The sequence below is a fragment of the Luteimonas kalidii genome (assembly GCF_029887935.1).
Lineage (GTDB): Bacteria > Pseudomonadota > Gammaproteobacteria > Xanthomonadales > Xanthomonadaceae > Luteimonas > Luteimonas kalidii.
Genome location: NZ_JARXRO010000009.1, coordinates 79683 through 99035, shown reverse-complemented (window position 1 = coordinate 99035; position 19353 = coordinate 79683). Strand labels below are relative to the sequence as shown.

The 19353-nt window shown below is 71.3% G+C and carries 17 protein-coding genes; 11 read left to right on the top strand and 6 right to left on the bottom strand.

Annotated elements, in window-relative coordinates; translation table 11 throughout:
* Window positions 1-353 precede the first annotated feature (353 nt).
* The 3 genes from QFW81_RS02085 to QFW81_RS02075 form a co-directional block, all read right to left on the bottom strand.
* Window positions 354-1268 (bottom strand): AEC family transporter, encoded by a 915-nt coding sequence (locus QFW81_RS02085; protein WP_280576906.1) that lies wholly within the window; start codon window positions 1266-1268, stop codon window positions 354-356.
* Between the two features lie 402 nt (window positions 1269-1670).
* A complete protein-coding gene (gene putA, locus QFW81_RS02080) occupies window positions 1671-4910 on the bottom strand; it encodes a bifunctional proline dehydrogenase/L-glutamate gamma-semialdehyde dehydrogenase PutA (protein ID WP_280576905.1) in 3240 nt (1079 codons plus the stop codon).
* A 156-nt stretch (window positions 4911-5066) separates the two neighbouring features.
* Window positions 5067-5783 carry a helix-turn-helix domain-containing protein gene (locus QFW81_RS02075; protein WP_280576904.1) on the bottom strand — a complete coding sequence of 239 codons (717 nt, stop codon included), beginning with the start codon at window positions 5781-5783 and terminating at the stop codon, window positions 5067-5069.
* Window positions 5784-6123: 340 nt separating this feature from the next.
* Between QFW81_RS02075 and coxB the strand changes: the two genes are divergently transcribed.
* Genes coxB through QFW81_RS02050 form a run of 5 tightly spaced genes read left to right on the top strand, consistent with a single transcriptional unit; the run spans window position 6124 to window position 10399 of the window.
* Window positions 6124-7092, top strand: coding sequence for a cytochrome c oxidase subunit II (gene coxB / locus QFW81_RS02070; RefSeq protein WP_280576903.1), 969 nt, complete (start codon window positions 6124-6126; stop codon window positions 7090-7092).
* Window positions 7093-7116: 24 nt separating this feature from the next.
* The gene (gene ctaD / locus QFW81_RS02065) at window positions 7117-8754 is read left to right on the top strand and encodes a cytochrome c oxidase subunit I (protein WP_280576902.1); all 1638 of its coding nucleotides are present in this window, start codon (window positions 7117-7119) and stop codon (window positions 8752-8754) included.
* A gap of 7 nt (window positions 8755-8761) precedes the next feature.
* Window positions 8762-8911 carry a hypothetical protein gene (locus tag QFW81_RS02060; RefSeq protein ID WP_280576901.1) on the top strand — a complete coding sequence of 50 codons (150 nt, stop codon included), beginning with the start codon at window positions 8762-8764 and terminating at the stop codon, window positions 8909-8911.
* A complete protein-coding gene (locus QFW81_RS02055) occupies window positions 8908-9489 on the top strand; it encodes a cytochrome c oxidase assembly protein (protein ID WP_280576900.1) in 582 nt (193 codons plus the stop codon). Before QFW81_RS02060 ends, QFW81_RS02055 begins: the two co-directional genes overlap by 4 nt.
* 25 nt (window positions 9490-9514) lie before the next feature.
* The gene (locus tag QFW81_RS02050; protein WP_280576899.1) at window positions 9515-10399 is read left to right on the top strand and encodes a cytochrome c oxidase subunit 3; all 885 of its coding nucleotides are present in this window, start codon (window positions 9515-9517) and stop codon (window positions 10397-10399) included.
* A gap of 118 nt (window positions 10400-10517) precedes the next feature.
* Here QFW81_RS02050 and QFW81_RS02045 read toward each other — a convergent pair whose 3' ends face one another.
* Complete coding sequence (locus QFW81_RS02045) at window positions 10518-10745, bottom strand: twin transmembrane helix small protein (protein ID WP_280576898.1); 228 nt, start codon at window positions 10743-10745, stop codon at window positions 10518-10520.
* Between the two features lie 62 nt (window positions 10746-10807).
* Here QFW81_RS02045 and QFW81_RS02040 point away from each other — a divergent pair, with 62 nt between their 5' ends.
* The 4 genes from QFW81_RS02040 to cyoE all read left to right on the top strand — a co-directional run bounded on the left by QFW81_RS02040 (window position 10808) and on the right by cyoE (window position 14367).
* Window positions 10808-11524, top strand: coding sequence for an SURF1 family protein (locus QFW81_RS02040; protein WP_280576897.1), 717 nt, complete (start codon window positions 10808-10810; stop codon window positions 11522-11524).
* On the top strand, window positions 11521-12090 hold the full coding sequence (locus QFW81_RS02035; RefSeq protein WP_280576896.1) for a hypothetical protein: 570 nt from the start codon (window positions 11521-11523) through the stop codon (window positions 12088-12090). The genes QFW81_RS02040 and QFW81_RS02035 overlap by 4 nt, the downstream gene beginning before the upstream one ends.
* The gene (locus QFW81_RS02030) at window positions 12090-13295 is read left to right on the top strand and encodes a COX15/CtaA family protein (protein ID WP_280576895.1); all 1206 of its coding nucleotides are present in this window, start codon (window positions 12090-12092) and stop codon (window positions 13293-13295) included. Before QFW81_RS02035 ends, QFW81_RS02030 begins: the two co-directional genes overlap by 1 nt.
* Window positions 13296-13428: 133 nt before the next feature.
* Complete coding sequence (gene cyoE, locus QFW81_RS02025) at window positions 13429-14367, top strand: heme o synthase (protein ID WP_280576894.1); 939 nt, start codon at window positions 13429-13431, stop codon at window positions 14365-14367.
* A 12-nt stretch (window positions 14368-14379) separates the two neighbouring features.
* On the opposite strand, the gene QFW81_RS02020 is transcribed toward cyoE, so the two are convergent.
* The gene (locus QFW81_RS02020; protein WP_280576893.1) at window positions 14380-14769 is read right to left on the bottom strand and encodes a hypothetical protein; all 390 of its coding nucleotides are present in this window, start codon (window positions 14767-14769) and stop codon (window positions 14380-14382) included.
* Window positions 14766-16004, bottom strand: a complete 1239-nt coding sequence (locus QFW81_RS02015; protein WP_280576892.1) for a DNA/RNA non-specific endonuclease — start codon at window positions 16002-16004, stop codon at window positions 14766-14768. Before QFW81_RS02015 ends, QFW81_RS02020 begins: the two co-directional genes overlap by 4 nt.
* A gap of 216 nt (window positions 16005-16220) precedes the next feature.
* Here QFW81_RS02015 and QFW81_RS02010 point away from each other — a divergent pair, with 216 nt between their 5' ends.
* Window positions 16221-16685, top strand: a complete 465-nt coding sequence (locus tag QFW81_RS02010) for a hypothetical protein (RefSeq protein WP_280576891.1) — start codon at window positions 16221-16223, stop codon at window positions 16683-16685.
* A 264-nt stretch (window positions 16686-16949) separates the two neighbouring features.
* Complete coding sequence (locus QFW81_RS02005; RefSeq protein WP_280576890.1) at window positions 16950-19343, top strand: circularly permuted type 2 ATP-grasp protein; 2394 nt, start codon at window positions 16950-16952, stop codon at window positions 19341-19343.
* Window positions 19344-19353: the final 10 nt, after the last annotated feature.

Below are 19353 nucleotides of genomic sequence, written 5' to 3'. Positions count from 1 at the left end.
GCCCGGAGACCCGGCGGCGACCTTGGTCTTGCCGGTGCGACGACGAACCGGGGACCGTTGTAGCCCGGGTAAGCGCAGCGCACCCGGGATGAATCCTGTCGCGGATGACGTGCGTAGCCGGTACGCGATCATCCGCGGGGCGCAGCCATGCCTGGCGCGTCGCGCACCGCGCACCGCTCACCGCCATACGCCCCGCGTCGGAACAGGTCTTGATCCGCCCGGCCGCGTCCCCCACGCGCACGTACGCTGCTGTGGAAGATTCCGGGCTTCCTGCCATCGCATGCGCGGCAGCCGGCCGGTGCGTGCGCTGCAATCGCTTCAGACCGGTCAGGCGCATGAATCGCGGGGCATCTTTACCCGAACCGCTGCAGCAGGAACGTCCATGCCGGCAGCGTCGCCAGCGAGAGCACGATGCCGTAGCCGACCATGGCCGCGGCCAGGCGCGGCGCGAGTCCATGCGAGATCGCCAGCGCCGCCGCGGTGATCATCGGCGGCATCGCCGATTCCAGCACCGCCACCTGCAGCACGTCGCCCCGCAACCCGACGCCGAGTGCCAGCGCCAGCGAGAGCGCGGGCAGCAGCGCGAGCTTGAGCAGCAGCCCGATGGCCAGCGGCGCGATCTCGTCGCGCGGCAGGCGCAGCTGGATCGTCAGCCCCACCGCCAGCATCACCAGCAGCAACAGCACGCCCGCCAGCCGCTCCAGTGCCGACGCGATCCACGTCGGCGGCTGTTCCGGCATCAGCGTCAGTCCGAACACGAGCGCCCACATCGGCGGGAAGCGCGCGATCCGCAGCGCGATCTCGCGCCGGGTGGGCGGATGTTCCCCGCCGTAACGCGCCAGCACCACCAGCCCCAGCGTGGACAGCATCACGAAGGTGCCGAACTGGTCGTACACCACCGCATACGGCAGCGCCTGCGCGCCCAGCAGCGCCTGCACCATCGGGTAGCCGATGAAGCTGGTGTTGCCGAGCATCGTGCACAGCAGCAGCACGGCGTGTTCGTCGCGGCGCAGCTGCAGCCGGGGCGCCAGGAGCCGCAGCACCAGCCAGGTGGCCGCCGCCAGCGCCCAGGGCACCAGGACCAGACCCAGCAGCGAGAGATCGAAGCGCAGCCGCGGCACGTGGATCAGGATCGCCGCAGGCAGGCACACATACAGCACCACCCGGTTCAGTGTCTCGGCCGCGTTGCCAGGCAGCACGCGCAGCCGCGCGAACACCATGCCGAGGGCCAGCATCGCCAGCATCAGTGCGAAGGCGTCGAAGGCCATCGGGACCGGTCACTCGTCGTGGGAGCCAGCCATCATAGGCAAGTGCTCGCGACGCGCCATTGGCCGTTGGATGCACCAGACGCATGACCCGTAGCCCGGGTAAGCGAAGCGCACCCGGGGTGCCGTCGCGACGTCGTCGCACGAGGGCGCGCCGTCGTTCGGAACGACACGGCCTCGGATCCTGCTCCGATGTCCGCCGCCTCCCCGGATGCGGCCTTCGGCCTTATCCGGGCTACTTGGCGCGACACCCATCCGTAGCCCGGGTAAGCGAAGCGCACCCGGGTGCCGTCGCGGCGGGCGTGCGTTCGCGCGCGGCAGTGATCACCGAACGCGCCAAGCGTCCGGCCCGCCGAAGCACGGCGGGCGTTCGTTCGCGCACGAAGCAATGCTTCGTAAGCGCGCTCACTCACCCAACGTCAGCAGGCTGGCATTGCCGCCGGCGGCGGTGGTGTTGATGGTGACGGTCTTCTCGGTGGCGAAACGCGGCAGGTAGTGCGGGCCACCGGCCTTGGGGCCGGTGCCGGACAGGTTCTGGCCGCCGAAGGGCTGCACCCCGACCACCGCGCCGATCTGGTTGCGGTTGACATAGACGTTGCCGACCCTTGCCCGCTGCACGATGCGCTCCACGGTCTCGTCGATGCGCGAATGGATGCCGAGCGTGAGTCCGTAGCCGGTGGCGTTGATCGCGTCGACCACCGCATCGAGTTCGCTCGCCTTCCAGCGGATCACGTGCAGCGCGGGGCCGAAGTTCTCGCGCGTGAGCTGCGACAGCGACTGCAGCTCCCAGGCGCGCGGCGCGAAGAAGGTGCCGTGCTCGGTGCCTGGGCCCAGCGTCGCTTCGGCGATGGGCTTCGCGGCGCCCTGCATGCGCGTGGCGTGCTCGTCGAGCAGGCACTTCGCGTCGGTGTCGATCACCGGGCCGACGTCGGTCGACAGCAGCGCCGGGTCGCCCACCTGCAGTTCGGCCATGGCGCCGGCGAGCATGCCGATCACCTTGTCGGCGATGTCCTCCTGCACGAACAGCACCCGGGCCGCCGAGCAGCGCTGGCCGGCCGAAGTGAACGCGGACGCCAGCGCGTCCTTGACCAGCTGTTCGGGCAGCGCCGACGAATCGGCGATCAGCGCGTTCTGGCCGCCGGTCTCGGCGATCAGCACGCCGATCGCGGCATCGCGCGCGGCCATGGCGCGGTTGATCGCGCGCGCGGTGTCGGTCGATCCGGTGAAGGCCACGCCCGCCACGCGCGCATCGGCCGTCAGTGCGGCGCCGACCGTCGCGCCGTCGCCAGGCACGAACTGCAGCACCGCCTCCGGCACGCCGGCCTCGTGCAGCAGCTTCACCGCGTGCCAGCCGATCAGGTTGGTCTGTTCGGCGGGCTTGGCGATCACGCTGTTGCCGGCGGCGAGCGCCGCGGCCACCTGCCCGGCGAAGATCGCCAGCGGGAAGTTCCACGGGCTGATGCACACGAACACGCCGCGGCCGCCGAGCTGCAGCGCGTTGGATTCGCCGGTGGGGCCGGGCAGCGGCTGCGGCGCGAACTCGCGTCGCGCCTGCGCGGCGTAATAGCGCAGGAAGTCCACCGCCTCGCGCACTTCGGCCACGCCGTCGGGAATGGTCTTGCCCGCTTCCAGCGTGCACAGCGCGATGAACTGCGGCATGCGCTGCTCCAGCAGGTCGGCCGCGTGCTCGAGGATCGCCGCGCGCGAGGCCGCGGGCGTCGCGTCCCAGGCCGGCTGCGCCTCGACCGCGTTGGCCAGCGCGCGCTGCACGATGGCGGCGTCGGCGGCCTGCCACTGGCCCACCTGGCGACGTCGGTCGGCCGGACTGGTCACCGCGAGCAGCGGGCCGGACGCCTGCGCGCCCGGCACCAGCGGCGCGGCGCGCCAGCCGCCGTCGCCGGCGCTGACCGCCTCTACCTGCGCGGCGAGCGCGCGCAACTGGTCGTCGTTGGCGAGGTTCACGCCCATGGAGTTGTTCCTCTCGAAACCCTGGCTGCGGTACAGGTCGACCGGCGGCGGGATGCGCGGATGGGGGATGGCGTCGAAACCGGCGACGACCTCGACCGGGTCGCGCACCAGGTCGTCGATCGACACGTCCTCGTCGCTGATCCGGTTGACGAAGCTCGAATTCGCGCCGTTTTCAAGCAGGCGGCGCACCAGGTACGGCAGCAGGTCCTCGTGCGAGCCGACCGGGGCGTAGACGCGGCACGGCACGTCGAGGCGGTCCGCGGGGATCACCTCGGCATACAGGTCGTCGCCCATGCCGTGCAGCTTCTGGAATTCGTAGCGCGAACCGCGGCCTGCGCCCGTTCCCGGCGACGGCAGCAACGCGCCCGCCATCCGGTGCACCGCCGCGATCGTCTGCGCGTTGTGGGTGGCGAACATCGGGTAGATCGCGTCGGTGTTCGACAGCAGCCGCGCGGCGTTGGCGAGGTAGCTGACGTCGGTGTTGGGCTTGCGGGTGAACACCGGGTAGCCCGGAAGTCCCTCCACCTGCGCGCGCTTGACCTCGCTGTCCCAGTACGCGCCCTTGACCAGGCGCACCGGGATGCGGCGGCCGTGGTGGCGGGCGAGGCCGGCGATCCAGTCGATCACGAATGGCGCGCGCTTCTGGTAGGCCTGCACCACGACGCCGAACCCGTCCCAGCCTTCCAGCAGCGGATCGGCGAACACGCGCTCGATCAGGTCCAGCGACAGTTCCAGCCGGTCGGCTTCCTCGGCGTCGATGGTCAGGCCGATGGCGTGGCCCTTGGCCAGCCGCGCCAGCTTCAGCAGCCGCGGCGCCAGTTCGGCCAGCACGCGGGCGCGCTGGGCGTGTTCGTAGCGCGGGTGCAGCGCCGAGAGCTTGACCGAGATCGACGGCGCGGCGATGGCATCGCCGAACGGGCCGGTGGCGCCGATGGTGTCGATCGCCGCGGCATAGGCCTGCAGGTAGCGATCGGCATCGGCCTGGGTCAGCGCCGCCTCGCCCAGCATGTCGAACGAGTACCGGTAGGCGGCGTTGGCGCCCTTGCGCGAGCGCGCCAGCGCCTCGGCGATGGTCCGGCCCATCACGAACTGGTGGCCCATGATCCGCATCGCCTGGCGCACCGCCAGCCGGATCACCGGCTCGCCGACGCGGCCGACCAGGCGCTTGAACGCGTTGTGCACGTCGCGCCGGGTGTCGTCGGCCAGGTCGACCAGATGCCCGGTCAGCATCAGACCCCAGGTCGAGGCGTTGACCAGCACCGAGTCGGACTGGCCCACGTGCTTCTTCCAGTCCGCCTCGCCGAGCTTGTCGCGGATCAGCTTGTCAGCGGTGTCCTGGTCGGGAATGCGCAGCAGCGCCTCGGCCACGCACATCAGCAGCACGCCTTCCTCGCTGCCCAGGTCGTACTGGCGCATGAAGGCCTCGATCGCGCCCTGGTCGGCGGCGCGGGCGCGCACCCGCTGCACCAGGTCGACGGCGGTGGCTCGGATCGCGGCGCGGTCGGCCTCGTCCCAGCCCGGCGCCGGCTGGCGCGCGACCGCGAGCAGCCCCTGCACGTGCATGGTCTCGTCCAGCGACCAGCCGGCGGTGATCGCCGCGCGCAGCGACGCCTGCCCCGGGGGCGGGCGAGCGGGGGCGCCGGGAAGCGGGGCGGACGCGGGGCTGGATGCGGTCATGGGCGGGCCGGGCAGGAGCCGGCGCGAGGTCCGGCGGGACCGCGGTGCCGTGGCGCACGGCGGCCGGCCATTGTCGCCGCCGCGGCGTGTGCGCGGATTGAACGATTTCCCCGCCTGCGGCGCGGGCGCCGGCACAATCGGCCGCGCAGCGGCCCCTCAGCCCGCGTGCAGGCGCCGGTAGGCGCCCGGCGTCATCCCCACCAGCGCGGTGAAGCGGCGGGTGAACGCGCTCTGGTCGCTGAATCCGCAGGCCTGCGCGATCACGGCGATGGGGTCCGGGCCCTGCAGCCGGTGCATCGCCGCCTGGATCCGGATCCGGGTCAGCAACTGCAGCGGCGTCAGCTGGAACACCTTCTGGAAGGTGCGCTCGAGCTTGGACTCGGAGAACCCCGTGATCGCGCGCAGGTCGGCCACACGCACGTGGCCGGCGTAGTGCTGGTTCATGTGGACGAGGGCCGCGTGCAGGGAGCGGTAGTCGGCCTCCAGGCCCTCGCGCCCGGCCAGGTCGCGGGAGATGCCGACCAGGCCCACCACCTCGCCGCCCACCCGCAGCGGCCGCTTGCTGGTCAGGCACCAGCCCGGCTCCTGGTCGGAGAACAGGTGCTGCTCCAGCAGGTGGTCGATCACCGCCCCGGCCAGCACCTGCTGGTCCTGCAGGCCGTAGTTGGCGGCCAGGCCGCCCGGGTACACGTCGCTGGCGCGGCGGCCGATGATGTCGCGGCGCGAGCGCAGCCCCAGGCGCCGCAGCATGGTCGCGTTGACATGGGTATAGCGGCCCTCGCGGTCCTTGATGAAGAACAGGACCTCGGGGATGGCGTCGAACAGCGCCTCGACCTCGGCGGCGTCCAGGGCGGGCGGTACGGGCTGGCGCATGGTCGGGGCGGACATCCTGCGCGCCGCGGGCGGCGGCGGGCCAAGGGGCGCGGCGGTGCGCGCGACCGGGTCCGTCGACAGGACGGAGGGAGTCCGGATTCTAGCCCCGCCTGAGCCCGCGCGGACGCGGGCGACGGCCGGCGCCGGGTCGCTCGGCTTGCCCCTAAACCCTCGCGGCCGCTACCATTTGGAAGTTTTCGCGTGCCCGTGGTGCGGGTGCGCCATGTTCCGATGCGGTCTGTGCGGCGGCTGGTTGTGCCGGTGCAGCGTCCGCCGTGATGAACTCGTAAGGTTCGCAGGCGGCCTCCAGGCCGCGACCGATGACATTGGGGTCTAGGCAATGATGCAGGCGCGTTTCTCGCGGTGGGGGTTGGCGGTTCTGGCATCGTTGCCGATGGTGGCGCTGGCTGCGGACCCGAAGCCGTGGCAGTTGAACATGGGACGTGGGGTCACCGCCTCGGCCCAGAACGCCTACGAGGCGCACATGCTGGCGCTGTGGATCTGCGTGGCGATCGGCGTGATCGTGTTCGCGGCCATGGGCGTGGCGATGTACAGGTTCCGCCATTCGCGCGGCGCGGTGCCGGACACCACGTTCACCCACAGCACCAAGCTCGAGATCCTCTGGACGGTGGTGCCGATCATCCTGCTGGTGATCATGGCCGTGCCGGCGACCGCCAAGCTGGTGGCGATGTACGACACCCGCGAGTCGGAGATGACCATCAAGGTCACCGGCATCCAGTGGATGTGGAAGTACGAGTACCTGGGCGAGGGCGTGGAGCTGACCAGCCGCCTGGACCGCGAGTCCGACCGCCTGCGCCAGAGCGGCGAGCGTCCCGACGCCGCGGCCAACCCGCACTACCTGCTCGAGGTCGACAACGAACTGGTCGTGCCGACCGACACCAAGATCCGCTTCGTGATCACCGCCGACGACGTGATCCACGCCTGGTGGGTGCCGGCGCTGGGCTGGAAGCAGGACGCGATCCCGGGCCTGATCAACGAGGCCTGGACCGAGATCCTCGAGCCCGGCGTGTACCGCGGCCAGTGCGCCGAACTGTGCGGCAAGGACCACGGCTTCATGCCGATCGTGGTGCGCGCCGTGCCGCGCGCCGAGTTCGACACCTGGCTGGCCGCGCGCAAGGCCGAAGACACCGCGCCGACCGATCCGTCGCAGGTGCCCGAGGGCGGCGACGGCAGCGCGCCGCGTTCGGTCGACCCGGACATGATCGAAGACGTGCAGCAGGGCGAGGAGCCCGCCGCGCCGCAGGCGACCGACGCCGCCGCTCCCGCCGACGCCAGCAGCGCCGGCTGACCGAATTCCAAGGCCCATCGCCCCATGTCTACGCATCCCAATACCGTCGCCGCTCCCCCCGTCGAGCACGTCCACACCGACGAACACGGCCACCGCCAGTCGTTCGTCGAGCGCTGGTTCTTCTCCACGAACCACAAGGACATCGGCACGCTGTACCTGCTGTTCTCGTTCGTGATGTTCATCATCGGCGCGGCGATGAGCGTGATCATCCGCACCGAGCTGGCGGTGCCGGGCCTGCAGCACGTCAGCCCCGAGTTCTTCAACCAGATGACCACCATGCACGCGCTGGTGATGATCTTCGGCGGCGTGATGCCGGCCTTCGTCGGCCTCGCCAACTGGATGGTGCCGCTGCAGATCGGCGCGCCGGACATGGCGCTGCCGCGCATGAACAACTGGTCGTTCTGGATCCTGCCGTTCGCCTTCACCCTGCTGCTGATGACGCTGTTCCTGCCCGGCGGCGGCCCGGCCGGCGGCTGGACCCTGTACCCGCCGCTGTCGCTGCAGGGCGGCTACAACGTGGCGTTCGTGATCTTCGCCATCCACATGATGGGCATCAGCTCGATCATGGGCGCGATCAACGTCATCGCCACCATCCTCAACATGCGCGCCCCGGGCGTGGACCTGCTGAAGATGCCGATCTTCTGCTGGGCGTGGCTGATCACCGCGTTCCTGCTGATCGCGGTGATGCCGGTGCTGGCCGGCGCGGTCACCATGCTGCTGACCGACAAGTTCTTCGCGACCTCGTTCTTCAACGCCGCCGGCGGCGGCGACCCGGTGATGTACCAGCACATCTTCTGGTTCTTCGGGCATCCCGAGGTCTACATCATGATCCTGCCGGCGTTCGGCATCGTGTCGGAGATCATCCCGACCTTCAGCCGCAAGCCGCTGTTCGGCTACCAGGCGATGGTGTACGCGACCGCCTCGATCGCGTTCCTGTCGTTCATCGTGTGGGCGCACCACATGTTCACGGTGGGCATGCCGCTGGGCGGCGAGATCTACTTCATGTTCGCGACCATGCTGATCGCGATCCCCACCGGGGTGAAGGTGTTCAACTGGGTCAGCACGATGTGGCGCGGCTCGATCAGCTTCGAATCGCCGATGCTGTGGTCGATCGCGTTCGTGATCCTGTTCACCATCGGCGGCTTCTCGGGCCTGATGCTCGCGATCGTGCCGGCGGACTTCCAGTACCACGACACCTATTTCGTGGTCGCGCACTTCCACTACGTGCTGGTGACCGGCGCGCTGTTTGCGATCATCGCCGCGGTCTACTACTGGTGGCCGAAGTGGACCGGGCGCATGTACAACGAGGCCTGGGCCAAGTTCCACTTCTGGTGGACGATGGTGTTCGTGAACCTGCTGTTCTTCCCGCAGCACTTCCTCGGCCTGGCCGGCATGCCGCGCCGCATCCCGGACTACAACGTGGTGTTCGCGGACTGGAACCTGATCAGCTCGATCGGCGCGTTCGGCATGTTCGTCACCCCGTTCATGATGTTCTTCGTGCTGTGGCATTCGCTCAGGCACGGCGCGCCGGCCGCGGCGCGGTCGTGGGACAGCGCGCGCGGGCTGGAGTGGACGGTGCCGTCGCCGGCGCCGCACCACACCTTCGGCACCCCGCCGGTCCTGCGCCCGGGCGACCTGGCGCACGACGACGTGGCGCACTGACGGCTCGATGGCGATCGAGATGGCACCGGCCCCGCACAACGACGGCGACGACGCGGCCCTGCGCCGCCGTCGCGCGGTGCGCACCGCCCTGGTGGTCGGCGCGATCGCGGTGGCGATCTACGTCGCCTTCATCGCGTCCGGGGTGATCGGGCGATGAGCGCGGGCGATCCCGGCAAGGGCATCCTCAAGCTGGTGGCGATCTCGCTCGGCGCGTTCGTGTTCACCTTCTCGCTGGTGCCGCTGTACCGGATCGCATGCGAGAAGGTGTTCGGCATCCGCCTGGACAACTCCGCGGCCGACGCCTCGGCGGTCGCCGCGGCGGTGCCCGACGAGCGCTGGGTGACGGTGGAATTCGACGGCACTGTGAATTCGAAGCTGCCCTGGGGCTTCCGTCCCAACGCCACCCGCATGCGCGTGCGCGTGGGCGAGCAGTACGAGGCCACGTACGCGGCGCACAACAACGCCGGCCGCGCGATCGTCGGCAGCGCCACGCCGTCGGTGGCGCCGGCGCGCGCCTCGGGCTACTTCGCCAAGACCGAATGCTTCTGCTTCACCGCGCAGACCCTGCAGGCCGGGGAGACGCGCGACCTGCCGGTGCGCTTCATCGTCGATCCGTCGCTGCCGGCCGACGTGCACACCATCACCCTGTCGTACACCTTCTTCAAGAACGACGTGCTCACCGAACGCCTCGCGGCGGCGGCGCCGTCGTCGACCGTGCCGCATTCGGCACCCTGACCCCACGCAATCCGGACTCGACACCATGGCCCAGACCCACGCCCACCCGAGCGACCCGAACGTGTACTTCGTGCCGCACGGCAGCCGCTGGCCGGTGTACGCCTCGGTCGCGCTGTTCGTGGCGATGCTCGGCTTCGCGACCTGGCTCAACGACGTCAGCTGGGGCAGGGCGACGTTCCTGGTCGGCGTCGCGGCGCTGTCGTTCATCCTGTTCAAGTGGTTCGCCGACGTGGTGCTCGAGTCGGTGTCGGGCTACTACAACAAGCAGGTCGACGTCTCGTTCCGGATGGGGATGGTGTGGTTCATCTTCTCGGAAGTGATGTTCTTCGCCGCGTTCTTCGGCGCGCTGTTCTACGCGCGCCAGTTCGCGCTGCCGTGGCTGGGCGGCGCCGGCGACGGCGTGGCCACCAACTACCTGCTGTGGGAGGGCTACAGCGCGGCCTGGCCGACCGCCGGCCCGGGCGAGGTCGGGGGCAGCTTCCAGACCATCCCGGCCTGGGGCCTGCCGCTGCTCAACACCCTGATCCTGCTGACCTCGGGCGTGACCGTCACCGTCGCCCACCACGCGCTCAAGGCCGGTCACCGTACCCAGCTGCTGGTGTTCCTGGGGCTGACCGTGCTGCTGGGCTGCGTGTTCCTGTTCTTCCAGGTGGAGGAATACGTCCACGCCTACCGCGACCTCAACCTGACCCTGGGCTCGGGCATCTACGGCTCGACGTTCTTCATGCTCACCGGCTTCCACGGCCTGCACGTGACCCTGGGCACGCTGATGCTGGCGATCATCTGGCTGCGCTGCGCCAAGGGCCACTTCACCAAGGAGAACCACTTCGCGTTCGAGGCGGTGGCCTGGTACTGGCACTTCGTCGACGTGGTGTGGCTGGGGCTGTTCCTGTTCGTCTATGTGCTTTGACGGCCGGGCTCCGGACACCGGGCAGCGGACGTCGGGACGGCGGGACCGTCCGGATCTGAAGCAGGAGGGCGCCGGCTTGCCGGCGCTTTCCGTTTCTGTGCGTCGCGCGGCGTCGCCGCTAGCCCGGGTTGCGCCCGACGCCGTGGAACTCGATCCAGCCCATGTGGTTGGCCAGCAGCACCAGCAGGATCAACCCCACCGACAGCGCGATGCGCTTGGTCAGCGCGTTGACCGTGCGCTTGCTCTGGCCCTTGTCGACCAGCATGTAGTACAGGCCGGCGCCCAGGTTCCACAGGATCAGCGCCAGGAAGGCGACGATCACCAGCGTCTTCAGCGAATCGTTCATCACCAACTCCGGGCAGCGCGGCGGGGCCGGCCGGCATTATCGCAGCCGCGCGGGGCGAGGGCGTGAGCAGGCGCGCGACCCTGGTAGCGGGCTGGATGCTCGCGCTGATGGCGATGGCGGCCTTTGCCGCGCTCGGCCGCTGGCAGCTCTCGCGCATGCACGAGAAGCAGGCGCTGCTCGACGCGGTGGCCGCGACGCTCGCCGACCGCAACCCCCGGCCGCTGTCGGCGGCGGCCGATCCGGCGCGAGCGCGCACGTTCGACTGGGCGGCGGGAGAGGGCGAGTTCCTGCCGGCGCCCGCGGTGCTGCTCGACAACCAGCAGCGCGGCGGCCGCGCGGGCGTGCGCGTGTATCGCGCGTTCCGTCCGGTGGGCGCGCCGCCGCTGCTGGTCGAACTGGGCTGGCTGCCGGTGCCGCCGGACCGCAACATGCCGGTGTCGCCGCCGATCATCGGGGTGCAGCGCGTCCAGGGACTGCTCGCGCCGCCGCCCTCGGCCGGCCTGGCCGATGCGGCGCCGGCGTCCACCGCGCACGGCGACCTGCTGGCGATCCGCCTCGATGGCGCCGCGCTGCCGGCCGGACTCGGCCTCGACGCGCTGCCGCCGCGGCTGCTCAAGCTGGATCCGGCGCTGCCGCTGGGGCACGCGCGCGATCTCGACGTGCTGCCCAACACCCTGCCGCCGGACAAGCACCTGGGTTACGCCGTGCAGTGGTTCGGCCTCGCGCTCGCGGTGCTGGTCACCGCCCTCGTCCTCACCTTCCGCCGGTCCCGCCGATGAACGCCCCCACCCCTGCGCCGCAGCGCGCCCGCAACCGCGGCATGCTGGTCCTGATCGTGGTCCTGTTCCTGGGCAGCGCGCTGGTGGCCGGCGCGCTGCGCTTCTCCGGCTGGCGGCCCGAGGGCACGCGCAACCACGGCGAACTGCTCGAGCCGCCGGGCGACCTGCGCGCGGTGGTGCCGCGTCTGCGCGACGGCGGCGACTACCTCTGGCGCCCGGCCGAACGCACCTGGCGCATCGCACTGGCGCCAGACGCGGGCTGTGCGGCGGCCTGCGTGGAACTCTCGCGCCAGCTCGACACCGTCTGGCAACTGTTCGGCCACCGCGCCGACCACGTCCACATCCTGTGGATCGGCACGCCGCCCGCGGGCGTGGTGCGCAACGCCGCCTGGCGCGAACTGGCGCCCGACTCCGCGCTGCTGCAGGCCCTGCCGCGGCGCGAGGACCCGGCCGGCACGCCGGTGTACGTGATCGACCCGAACGGCTTCGTCATCCTGCGCTACCCTCCCGGCTCCGATCCGGGCCACCTGCGCGAAGACGTGGCCCGCCTGCTCAAGCTCAGATGATGTCGACCCCCGTCCCCTCGCGCCCGCTGGTGTACCGGCACTTCCATCGCATCGCCTGGCTGGCGGTGGCGCTCACGTTCGGCGTGATCGTGTTCGGCGCGTTCGTGCGCCTGTCCGACGCCGGGCTGAGCTGCCCCGACTGGCCCACCTGCTACGGCCGCGCCGCCTGGCCGCAGGCGATCGACGAGGCCCGCGACCACGCGGCCAGCGCGATCCGTCCGTTCGAGGACCACAAGGCCTGGCGCGAACAGGTCCACCGCCACCTCGCCGCGACGCTGGGCGTGCTGGTGCTGGTGCTCGCGCTGCTGGCGGCGCGCCGGCGGCGGTTCGGGGTGGCGCTGGTGCTGGTGGCCTCGGCGCTGGTGGCCGGCGCGATCCCGCTGTACATGCGCGGCCAGGTGTTGCCGGCGCTGCTGGTCGCCGGCCTGGGCGAGGCCCTGCTGCTGGCGGCCGCCGTGGCGTGGGCGCGGCGCACGGCCGCCGGCGGCGCGCGCGATCTCGCGCCCGCGGCCGCGCTCACCCTGGCGGTGGTGATCTTCCAGGCGCTGCTGGGCAAGTGGACGGTCACGATGCTGCTCAAGCCGGTGATCGTGATGGGACACCTGCTGGGCGGCATGCTGACGTTCTCGCTGCTGGCATGGATGGCCTGGCGCGCCACCCACCTGCCGATCGTGCTCGCCGATGCGCGCGCACTGCGGCGCTGGCTGGTGGCGGCGGTGGCGGTGCTGGGCGCGCAGATCGCGCTCGGCGGCTGGGTCAGCGCCAACTACGCCGCGCTGGCCTGCGGCGCCGGCGGCTGGACCACCGCGCAGGCGCATTACATCGATTTCCCGAAGTGCGTCGGACAGTGGTGGCCGCCGGCGGATTTCCGCGAAGGCTTCGTGCTCTGGCGCGGCGTGGGCGTGGACTACGAGGGCGGCGTGCTCGACGGCGCCTCGCGCATCGCGATCCAGATGGCGCACCGGCTGTTCGCCGTGGTGGCCGCCGGCGTGCTGCTGGCGCTGTCGTGGCGGCTGCTGCGCACGCCCGGGCTGCGCGGCTGGTCGGTGGCGCTGGCGCTGCTGACGGTGTCGCAGGTGCTGCTGGGCGTGCTCAACGTGAAGCTGTCGCTGCCACTGCCGGTGGCGGTGATGCACAACGGCGGCGCGGCGCTGCTGCTGTTCGTGCTGGTGTCGCTGCTGGCGCGCCTGCGGCGCGCGGGCTGAAGGCGATGCGCGGCCCGCATGCACAGCCGGTCGCACCGGCACGTTCCGGTGCCGACGGGGTGGTTCGCGTTCGCACGCGCGCGACCGACGCGGATCGCCGCGGGGCCGGCGACCGGTCCGGAGCGGTGTGCCGATGAGCGCCGCACGCGCCTTCGACCTGCGCCCGTACTGGGCGCTGACCAAGCCGCGCGTGGTGGCGCTGATCGTGTTCACGGCGCTGGTGGGCATGTTCCTCGCCGTGCCGGGCCTCCCGCCGTGGCGCGAGACCGTGTTCGGGCTGCTCGGCATCTGGCTGGCCGCGGCCTCGGCCGCCGCGATCAACCATCTGATCGACCAGCGCATCGACAAGGTGATGGTGCGTACCGCCGACCGCCCGCTCGCCACCGGGGCGCTGCGGCCGGTCCAGGTGCTGGTGTTCGCGCTGGTGCTCGGCGCGCTGTCGATGGCGCTGCTGGTCGCGCTGGTGAATCCGCTCACCGCCGCGCTCACCTTCGCTTCGCTGATCGGCTACGCGGTGGTCTACACCGGCTTCCTCAAGCGCGCCACGCCGCAGAACATCGTCATCGGCGGCATCGCCGGCGCGGCGCCGCCGCTGCTGGGCTGGGCCGCGGTCACCGACATGCAGGGGCAGTGGGACTGGGCCCATGCGCTGCTGCTGGTGCTGATCATCTTCGTGTGGACGCCGCCGCACTTCTGGGCGCTGGCGATCTTCCGCCGCGAGGACTACGCGCGTGCGCTGGTGCCGATGCTGCCGGTGACCCACGGCGTCGAATACACGCGCTGGCAGATCCTGTTCTACACCGTGCTGCTGTGCGTGGTGACGCTGCTGCCGGTGGCGATCGGCATGAGCGGGCTGTTCTACCTCGGCGGCGCGGTGGTGCTGGGCCTGGTGTTCCTGTGGTACGCGTGGCGCCTGCTCGATCCGCCGGACGAACTGTTCGCGATGAAGGTGTTCAACTATTCGGTCGTGTACCTGATGGCGCTGTTCGCCTTCCTGCTGCTCGACCACTGGCTGCTGCCGTGGATCGATCCTGCGCCGGTGCAGGCGTTCGAACTGCAGCGGGTCGGCTGAGGCGCGCAGGCGTCAGGCCGGTCGCGCGCGCTCCGCCACTTCGTCCAGCGTGCCGGGAGTGATTTCCCACTGCGCCGCGTCGTCGTAGACGAATTCGGCGTGCAGCCTGCCGCCGGCGCGGCGCAGCTGGATCACGCACACGGTCCACGGCGCCTGGCCGTCGACGCGGGTGGCCGCGCGCAGCGCGTCCAGGCGCGCGCCGATGGTGTCGAGCGCCGCCTGTGGCGTGGCCGCGCGCGGCGGTTCGCCGTCGCGATAGCCGAAGCCGGTGATCCGGCGCGCGTCGCCGGCGTAGGACGCGATCAGCGCATAGCCGTCCAGGTCGTGCCCGGCGGTGGCGATGTCGCGCACCAGCAGCTCACCGATGCCGCGCACCAGCGCGTCCTTGTCGGCATCGCTCACGCGCGCATCCCGATCATCGAATCCATGTCCTCGCGTGCGATCCGGTCGAACACCTGGCCTGCCTCGTTGTCGAACACCACCAGCTGCGGATCATAGACCGCGCGCCCGCTGGCCGGGTCGATCACTTCGTAGTCCACGCGCACCTGGTCGGGGCGCTGCGCGTTCTTCGGCCCCAGCGTGACCTGGATGCGCAGGTCCATGCCCGCGCCCAGCCAGTCGGCCCATTCCTGCTCCATCGCCGCGAACACGCGCTGGTTGAAGTGGCTCTGCTGCGGGAACATGTTCACCGGCCCGTGGCCGTTGACGAACCGGTAGGCGATCACGTGGCCGACGTCGTCGCCGCTGCCCTTCATGTCGTTGTCGCTGCGGAAGCGGCTCTGCGCATTGGCTTCGATGCGGTCGGACCCGCGCCCGCCGCTGCCCGGCTCCCAGGTCAGCGTGGCGTCGGCCGACAGCGGGCGGCCGCCGTCGTCGAGCGTCCACACCACCGCGTTAGTCTCGCCGCTGCCGGTCTCGGTCACGGTGCCGGTGATCGCGCGCCCCTCGACGTCCTCGGCGATGCGCACGCTGGCCTCGTGCGGGGTGCCGTCGAGCAGCATGCGGGTGTAGCCGGCGCGGTCGACGCCCGCCGGATCGTCGAGCATCGCGGTATGGCGGACGAAATCCTCGCGTTCGGACGGGGACGAGGCCGGCCCGCCCTCGCGCGGCGCGTCGAACAGCGCCTGGCTGGCGGTCATCACCCGCAGCTCGCCGTCCGCCGTCATCTCCAGCGCCAGGCGCACGTCACCGGTGGCGCCCAGCCCGTTGGCCTCCGCGAGTGCGCGGAAGCTGGCCTCCAGCGGCGTGCCGATGGTGTCGGCGCCCTGCACCTGGATCCGCGTGCGCGGCGGGAGGGTCGCCGGGTCGAAGGGGTTCACCGCCCGCATCTGCACCGGGCTGGCGTGCTCGTTGCGCAGGGTGACGCTGTAGCGCACGTCCACGGACTGCGGCGCGACCCCCGGGGCGGAGACCTCGAGCGTGCCGGTGGCCGTGTAATGGGTGTTCCACTGGTCCGCGCGCTCGTCCTGCAGCCGGACGGAGGCCGGATCCAGCGCGAAGCGGACGTCGCCGGGGTCGGCCGCGAGCAGGCCGGGATCGAACCCCGGGGCGGCCCCGGCGAAGGCGGGCGGGGACGACCATCCGGGCCAGTCGCCGCCTGGGGGCGTGGGCGGCGGGAAGCGGAGCGTCTCGTCCATCATGCGCGGGCCGGGCGTGCGATGCCGTCCGGCATCCTCGGTGAGGCAGGGTACGCAGCCCCGGCCGGGCGCGACATTGGGGAAAACCCGTGGGGCACTGCGCGGCGACGGGTCCGCACACCCGGCGGACGCCGGGACGGCACGGACCCTACTGCCTGTACAACGGCGGACGCCTGCGCTAGCGTTGGAAGCACCCCATGGTGGAAGGAAAAATCGATGAAGCGTTCTGTGTGGACGGCCGTGCTGGCCATTGGTGTCGGACTCAGCGCGTCCGTAGCCTCAGCGGATGAAAGCGTCGATCTTTCGCCGATCGTTGCCCAGCAGCACGAACTCCGTGAGGAACTGCTGGAGTCTCCAGACAGCTTCCCGGGGCTGACGCGATCCGAGCGCGGTGAGCTGCTTGATCGCCAGGCACAGCTATTCTCATTGTTCGAGGGCAAGACGACGGCCGCCGAACTGGGCGAGGAGGAGCGCATCGAGGCCTTCAATTCGCTGGAATGGATCAAGAGCCGGCTGGCCGATTCGCGTGGCGAGCGTCTGGTCTGCAAGCGCGAGCGGATGGTGGGCAGCCAGCGCATCACGCGCGTGTGTCGAACCGAAGCGGAAATGACGGCGGATCGCGAGAGGTCGCGCGAATACCAGGAGCGCGCGGCCCGCTCTCCCGGTCGGGACAACGGTTAAGACTCGAAAGGGCGCAGCGATTCGGGGGTGAGCCGGGACGCGGCACCCCGCGCCCGGCCGGCTTGCGCTGGCTGGCCGGCGCGCTTTGAATCGCAGGAGTGGGGCCGGGCGGGCAGGTAAGGCTGCCGTCCGGCGGTTTGCGCGTGCACCAACCGGCCTGTTCACCCCTCGCCCCTATACTCTCCCGTCCGAACCGCGTTCGGCCGCCGTCCCGCGCGTCGGGCCGCCGCCCGCGCGGCCACCCACCGGATGGATGCGCCCGTGATGCCCGCAGCCCCGTCAATCCCGGGTCAGGCCGACGGCCTGCCGTCGCGCTACCGCACGCTGTGGGGCGGGGTGGACGAGATGCTCGGTGCCGACGGCCAGCTGCGCCCGGTGTGGCAGCGCTTCGTGCACATGCTCGACGGGCTGACCGAGACCGAACTGGCCTCGCGCTTCGCCCGCGCGCACCAGTACATGCGCGATGCCGGCGTGTACTACAGCGCCTACGACGACCGCGGCGGCCCGCGCGAGCGCGAATGGCCGCTGTCCCCGCTGCCGGTGCTGATCGACGCCGCCGAGTGGCGCGCGATCGGCGCCGGACTGGTGCAGCGTGCCGAACTGCTCGAGCGCGTGGTGGCGGACCTGCACGGCCCGCAGCAGCTGGTGGCCGACGGCCTGCTGCCGCCCGAGCTGATCGCCGCCAATCCCGAGTTCCTGCGGCCGATGGTCGGCGTGCCTCCCCGGGGCGGGCACTATCTGCACTTCTGCGCATTCGAACTCGGACGCGGGCCCGACGGCCGCTGGTGGGTGCTGGGCGACCGCACCCAGGCGCCATCGGGCGCGGGCTTCGCGCTGGAGAACCGGGTCGCCACCGTGCGCGCCTTCCCGGACCTGCCCGAGGACATGCACCTGCATCGCCTGGCCGGCTTCTTCCGCCGCTTCCGCGATGCGCTGCTGGACCTGGCCGACGGCCGCATGGGCGCGATCGGCGTGCTCACCCCCGGGCCGAACAACGAGACCTACTACGAACACGCCTGGCTGGCGCGGTATCTCGGCGTGTTGCTGCTCGAGGGCGACGACCTGACCGTACGCGACGGCGCGATGCACGTGCGCACGGTGTCGGGTCTGCAGCCGGTGAGCGTGCTGTGGCGGCGCGTGGACGCGGCCTTCGTCGATCCGCTCGAACTGCGCAGCGATTCGTGGATCGGCACCGCGGGCGCGGTCGGCGCGCTGCGCGCCGGGACCCTGACGATGGCCAATGCGCTCGGTTCGGGCGTGGTCGAAACGCGCGCGATGCAGGCCTTCCTGCCGCGCATCAGCCTGGCCCTCACCGGGCAGGCGCTGCAGTTGCCGGGCATCGCCACCTGGTGGTGCGGGCACGCGCGCGAGCGCGAGATGGTGATCGCCCAGGCCGACCGCATGCTGATCGGCCCGGCGTTCTCCACCCGGCTGCCGTACGAGGATCCGCAGGCCACCCGCCCCGGCGCCCAGCTCGATCCCGACGAACGCGCGCGCATGCTGCGCGAACTGCGCGCCGACGGCGGACGCTGGGTGGCGCAGGAAGCGGTGACCCTGTCGACCACGCCGGTGTACCTGGACGGACGCCTTGAGCCGCGGCCGTTCGTGCTGCGGGCCTTCGTGGCGCGTACGCCCGACGGCTGGGAGGTGATGCCCGGCGGCTTCGCCCGCATCGGCGCCCAGGCCGACACGCGCGCGATCGCGATGCAGCTCGGCGGCCAGGCCGCCGACGTGTGGGTGGTGGGCGAGCGGCCGGTGGTGCAGGACACGCTGCTCGCCGGCGCGCAGCTGCAGCGACGCGAATCGGCGCTGCCCAGCCGCGCCGCGGAGAACCTGCTCTGGCTCGGCCGCTACACCGAGCGCAGCGAGGCGATCGCGCGCGTGCTGCGCGCCTATCACGTGCGCCTCGCCGAGATCGGCGACCATCCCGCGCCGCTGCTCGACGTGTTGGGCGACTACCTCGAGCGCATCGGCGTTGAGGTGGTCGACCCCGTTCCTGCGGGGCTGCTGCGCAGCCTCGATGGCGCCGCCACCAGTGCCGGTCGCATTCGCGACCGGTTTTCGCCCGACGGCTGGGCCGCGCTGCACGACCTGTCCACCACGGCCAGCCGCTTCGCCCAGCGGGTGACGGCCGGCGACGACGCCAGCCGCGCGGTGACCGTGCTGCTGCGCAAGCTCGCCGGGTTTTCCGGCCTGATGTACGAGAACATGTACCGCTCCAGCGGCTGGCGCTTCCTCGAGATCGGTCGTCGCATCGAGCGCGGCATCCAGATCGCCGACCTGCTCGCCCTGCTGTTCCGTGGCGACGCCCCGGCCGGCCTGCAGCAGGCGCTGCTGGAGATCGCCGACAGCGTGATGACCCATCGCAACCGCTACGGCGTGAACGCCGGTCCGCACAGCGTGCTCGACCTGCTGGCGCTCGATGGCGCGAACCCGCGCTCGGTGATGTTCCAGGTCGACAAGCTGCGCGAGGCGTTCGCCCAGCTGCCGGCGGCCGGGGCCACCCACCCGTTGCCCGACTTCGCCCGCCAGGCGATGCGGCTGCACACCGAACTCGCCACCCGCGATGCCGCCGCGCTGGATCCGGCGACGCTCGCCAGCCTGTCCCGCGACATCGCCGGACTCTACAACGGCGTCTCGCGCGCCTACTTCCACTGAGGCCCGCTGC

Bases quoted from the DNA above. Each gene is read 5' to 3' on its own strand.
- ctaD (WP_280576902.1), top strand. From the start codon at position 7,117: ATGTCTACGCATCCCAATACCGTCGCCGCTCCCCCCGTCGAGCACGTC.
- cyoE (WP_280576894.1), top strand. From the start codon at position 13,429: ATGAGCGCCGCACGCGCCTTCGACCTGCGCCCGTACTGGGCGCTGACC.
- QFW81_RS02035 (WP_280576896.1), top strand. From the start codon at position 11,521: ATGAACGCCCCCACCCCTGCGCCGCAGCGCGCCCGCAACCGCGGCATG.
- QFW81_RS02010 (WP_280576891.1), top strand. From the start codon at position 16,221: ATGAAGCGTTCTGTGTGGACGGCCGTGCTGGCCATTGGTGTCGGACTC.
- QFW81_RS02030 (WP_280576895.1), top strand. From the start codon at position 12,090: ATGTCGACCCCCGTCCCCTCGCGCCCGCTGGTGTACCGGCACTTCCAT.
- QFW81_RS02085 (WP_280576906.1), bottom strand. From the start codon at position 1,268: ATGGCCTTCGACGCCTTCGCACTGATGCTGGCGATGCTGGCCCTCGGC.
- QFW81_RS02060 (WP_280576901.1), top strand. From the start codon at position 8,762: ATGGCGATCGAGATGGCACCGGCCCCGCACAACGACGGCGACGACGCG.
- QFW81_RS02015 (WP_280576892.1), bottom strand. From the start codon at position 16,004: ATGGACGAGACGCTCCGCTTCCCGCCGCCCACGCCCCCAGGCGGCGAC.
- QFW81_RS02005 (WP_280576890.1), top strand. From the start codon at position 16,950: ATGCCCGCAGCCCCGTCAATCCCGGGTCAGGCCGACGGCCTGCCGTCG.
- QFW81_RS02075 (WP_280576904.1), bottom strand. From the start codon at position 5,783: ATGCGCCAGCCCGTACCGCCCGCCCTGGACGCCGCCGAGGTCGAGGCG.
- QFW81_RS02055 (WP_280576900.1), top strand. From the start codon at position 8,908: ATGAGCGCGGGCGATCCCGGCAAGGGCATCCTCAAGCTGGTGGCGATC.
- putA (WP_280576905.1), bottom strand. From the start codon at position 4,910: ATGACCGCATCCAGCCCCGCGTCCGCCCCGCTTCCCGGCGCCCCCGCT.
- QFW81_RS02050 (WP_280576899.1), top strand. From the start codon at position 9,515: ATGGCCCAGACCCACGCCCACCCGAGCGACCCGAACGTGTACTTCGTG.
- QFW81_RS02045 (WP_280576898.1), bottom strand. From the start codon at position 10,745: ATGAACGATTCGCTGAAGACGCTGGTGATCGTCGCCTTCCTGGCGCTG.
- coxB (WP_280576903.1), top strand. From the start codon at position 6,124: ATGATGCAGGCGCGTTTCTCGCGGTGGGGGTTGGCGGTTCTGGCATCG.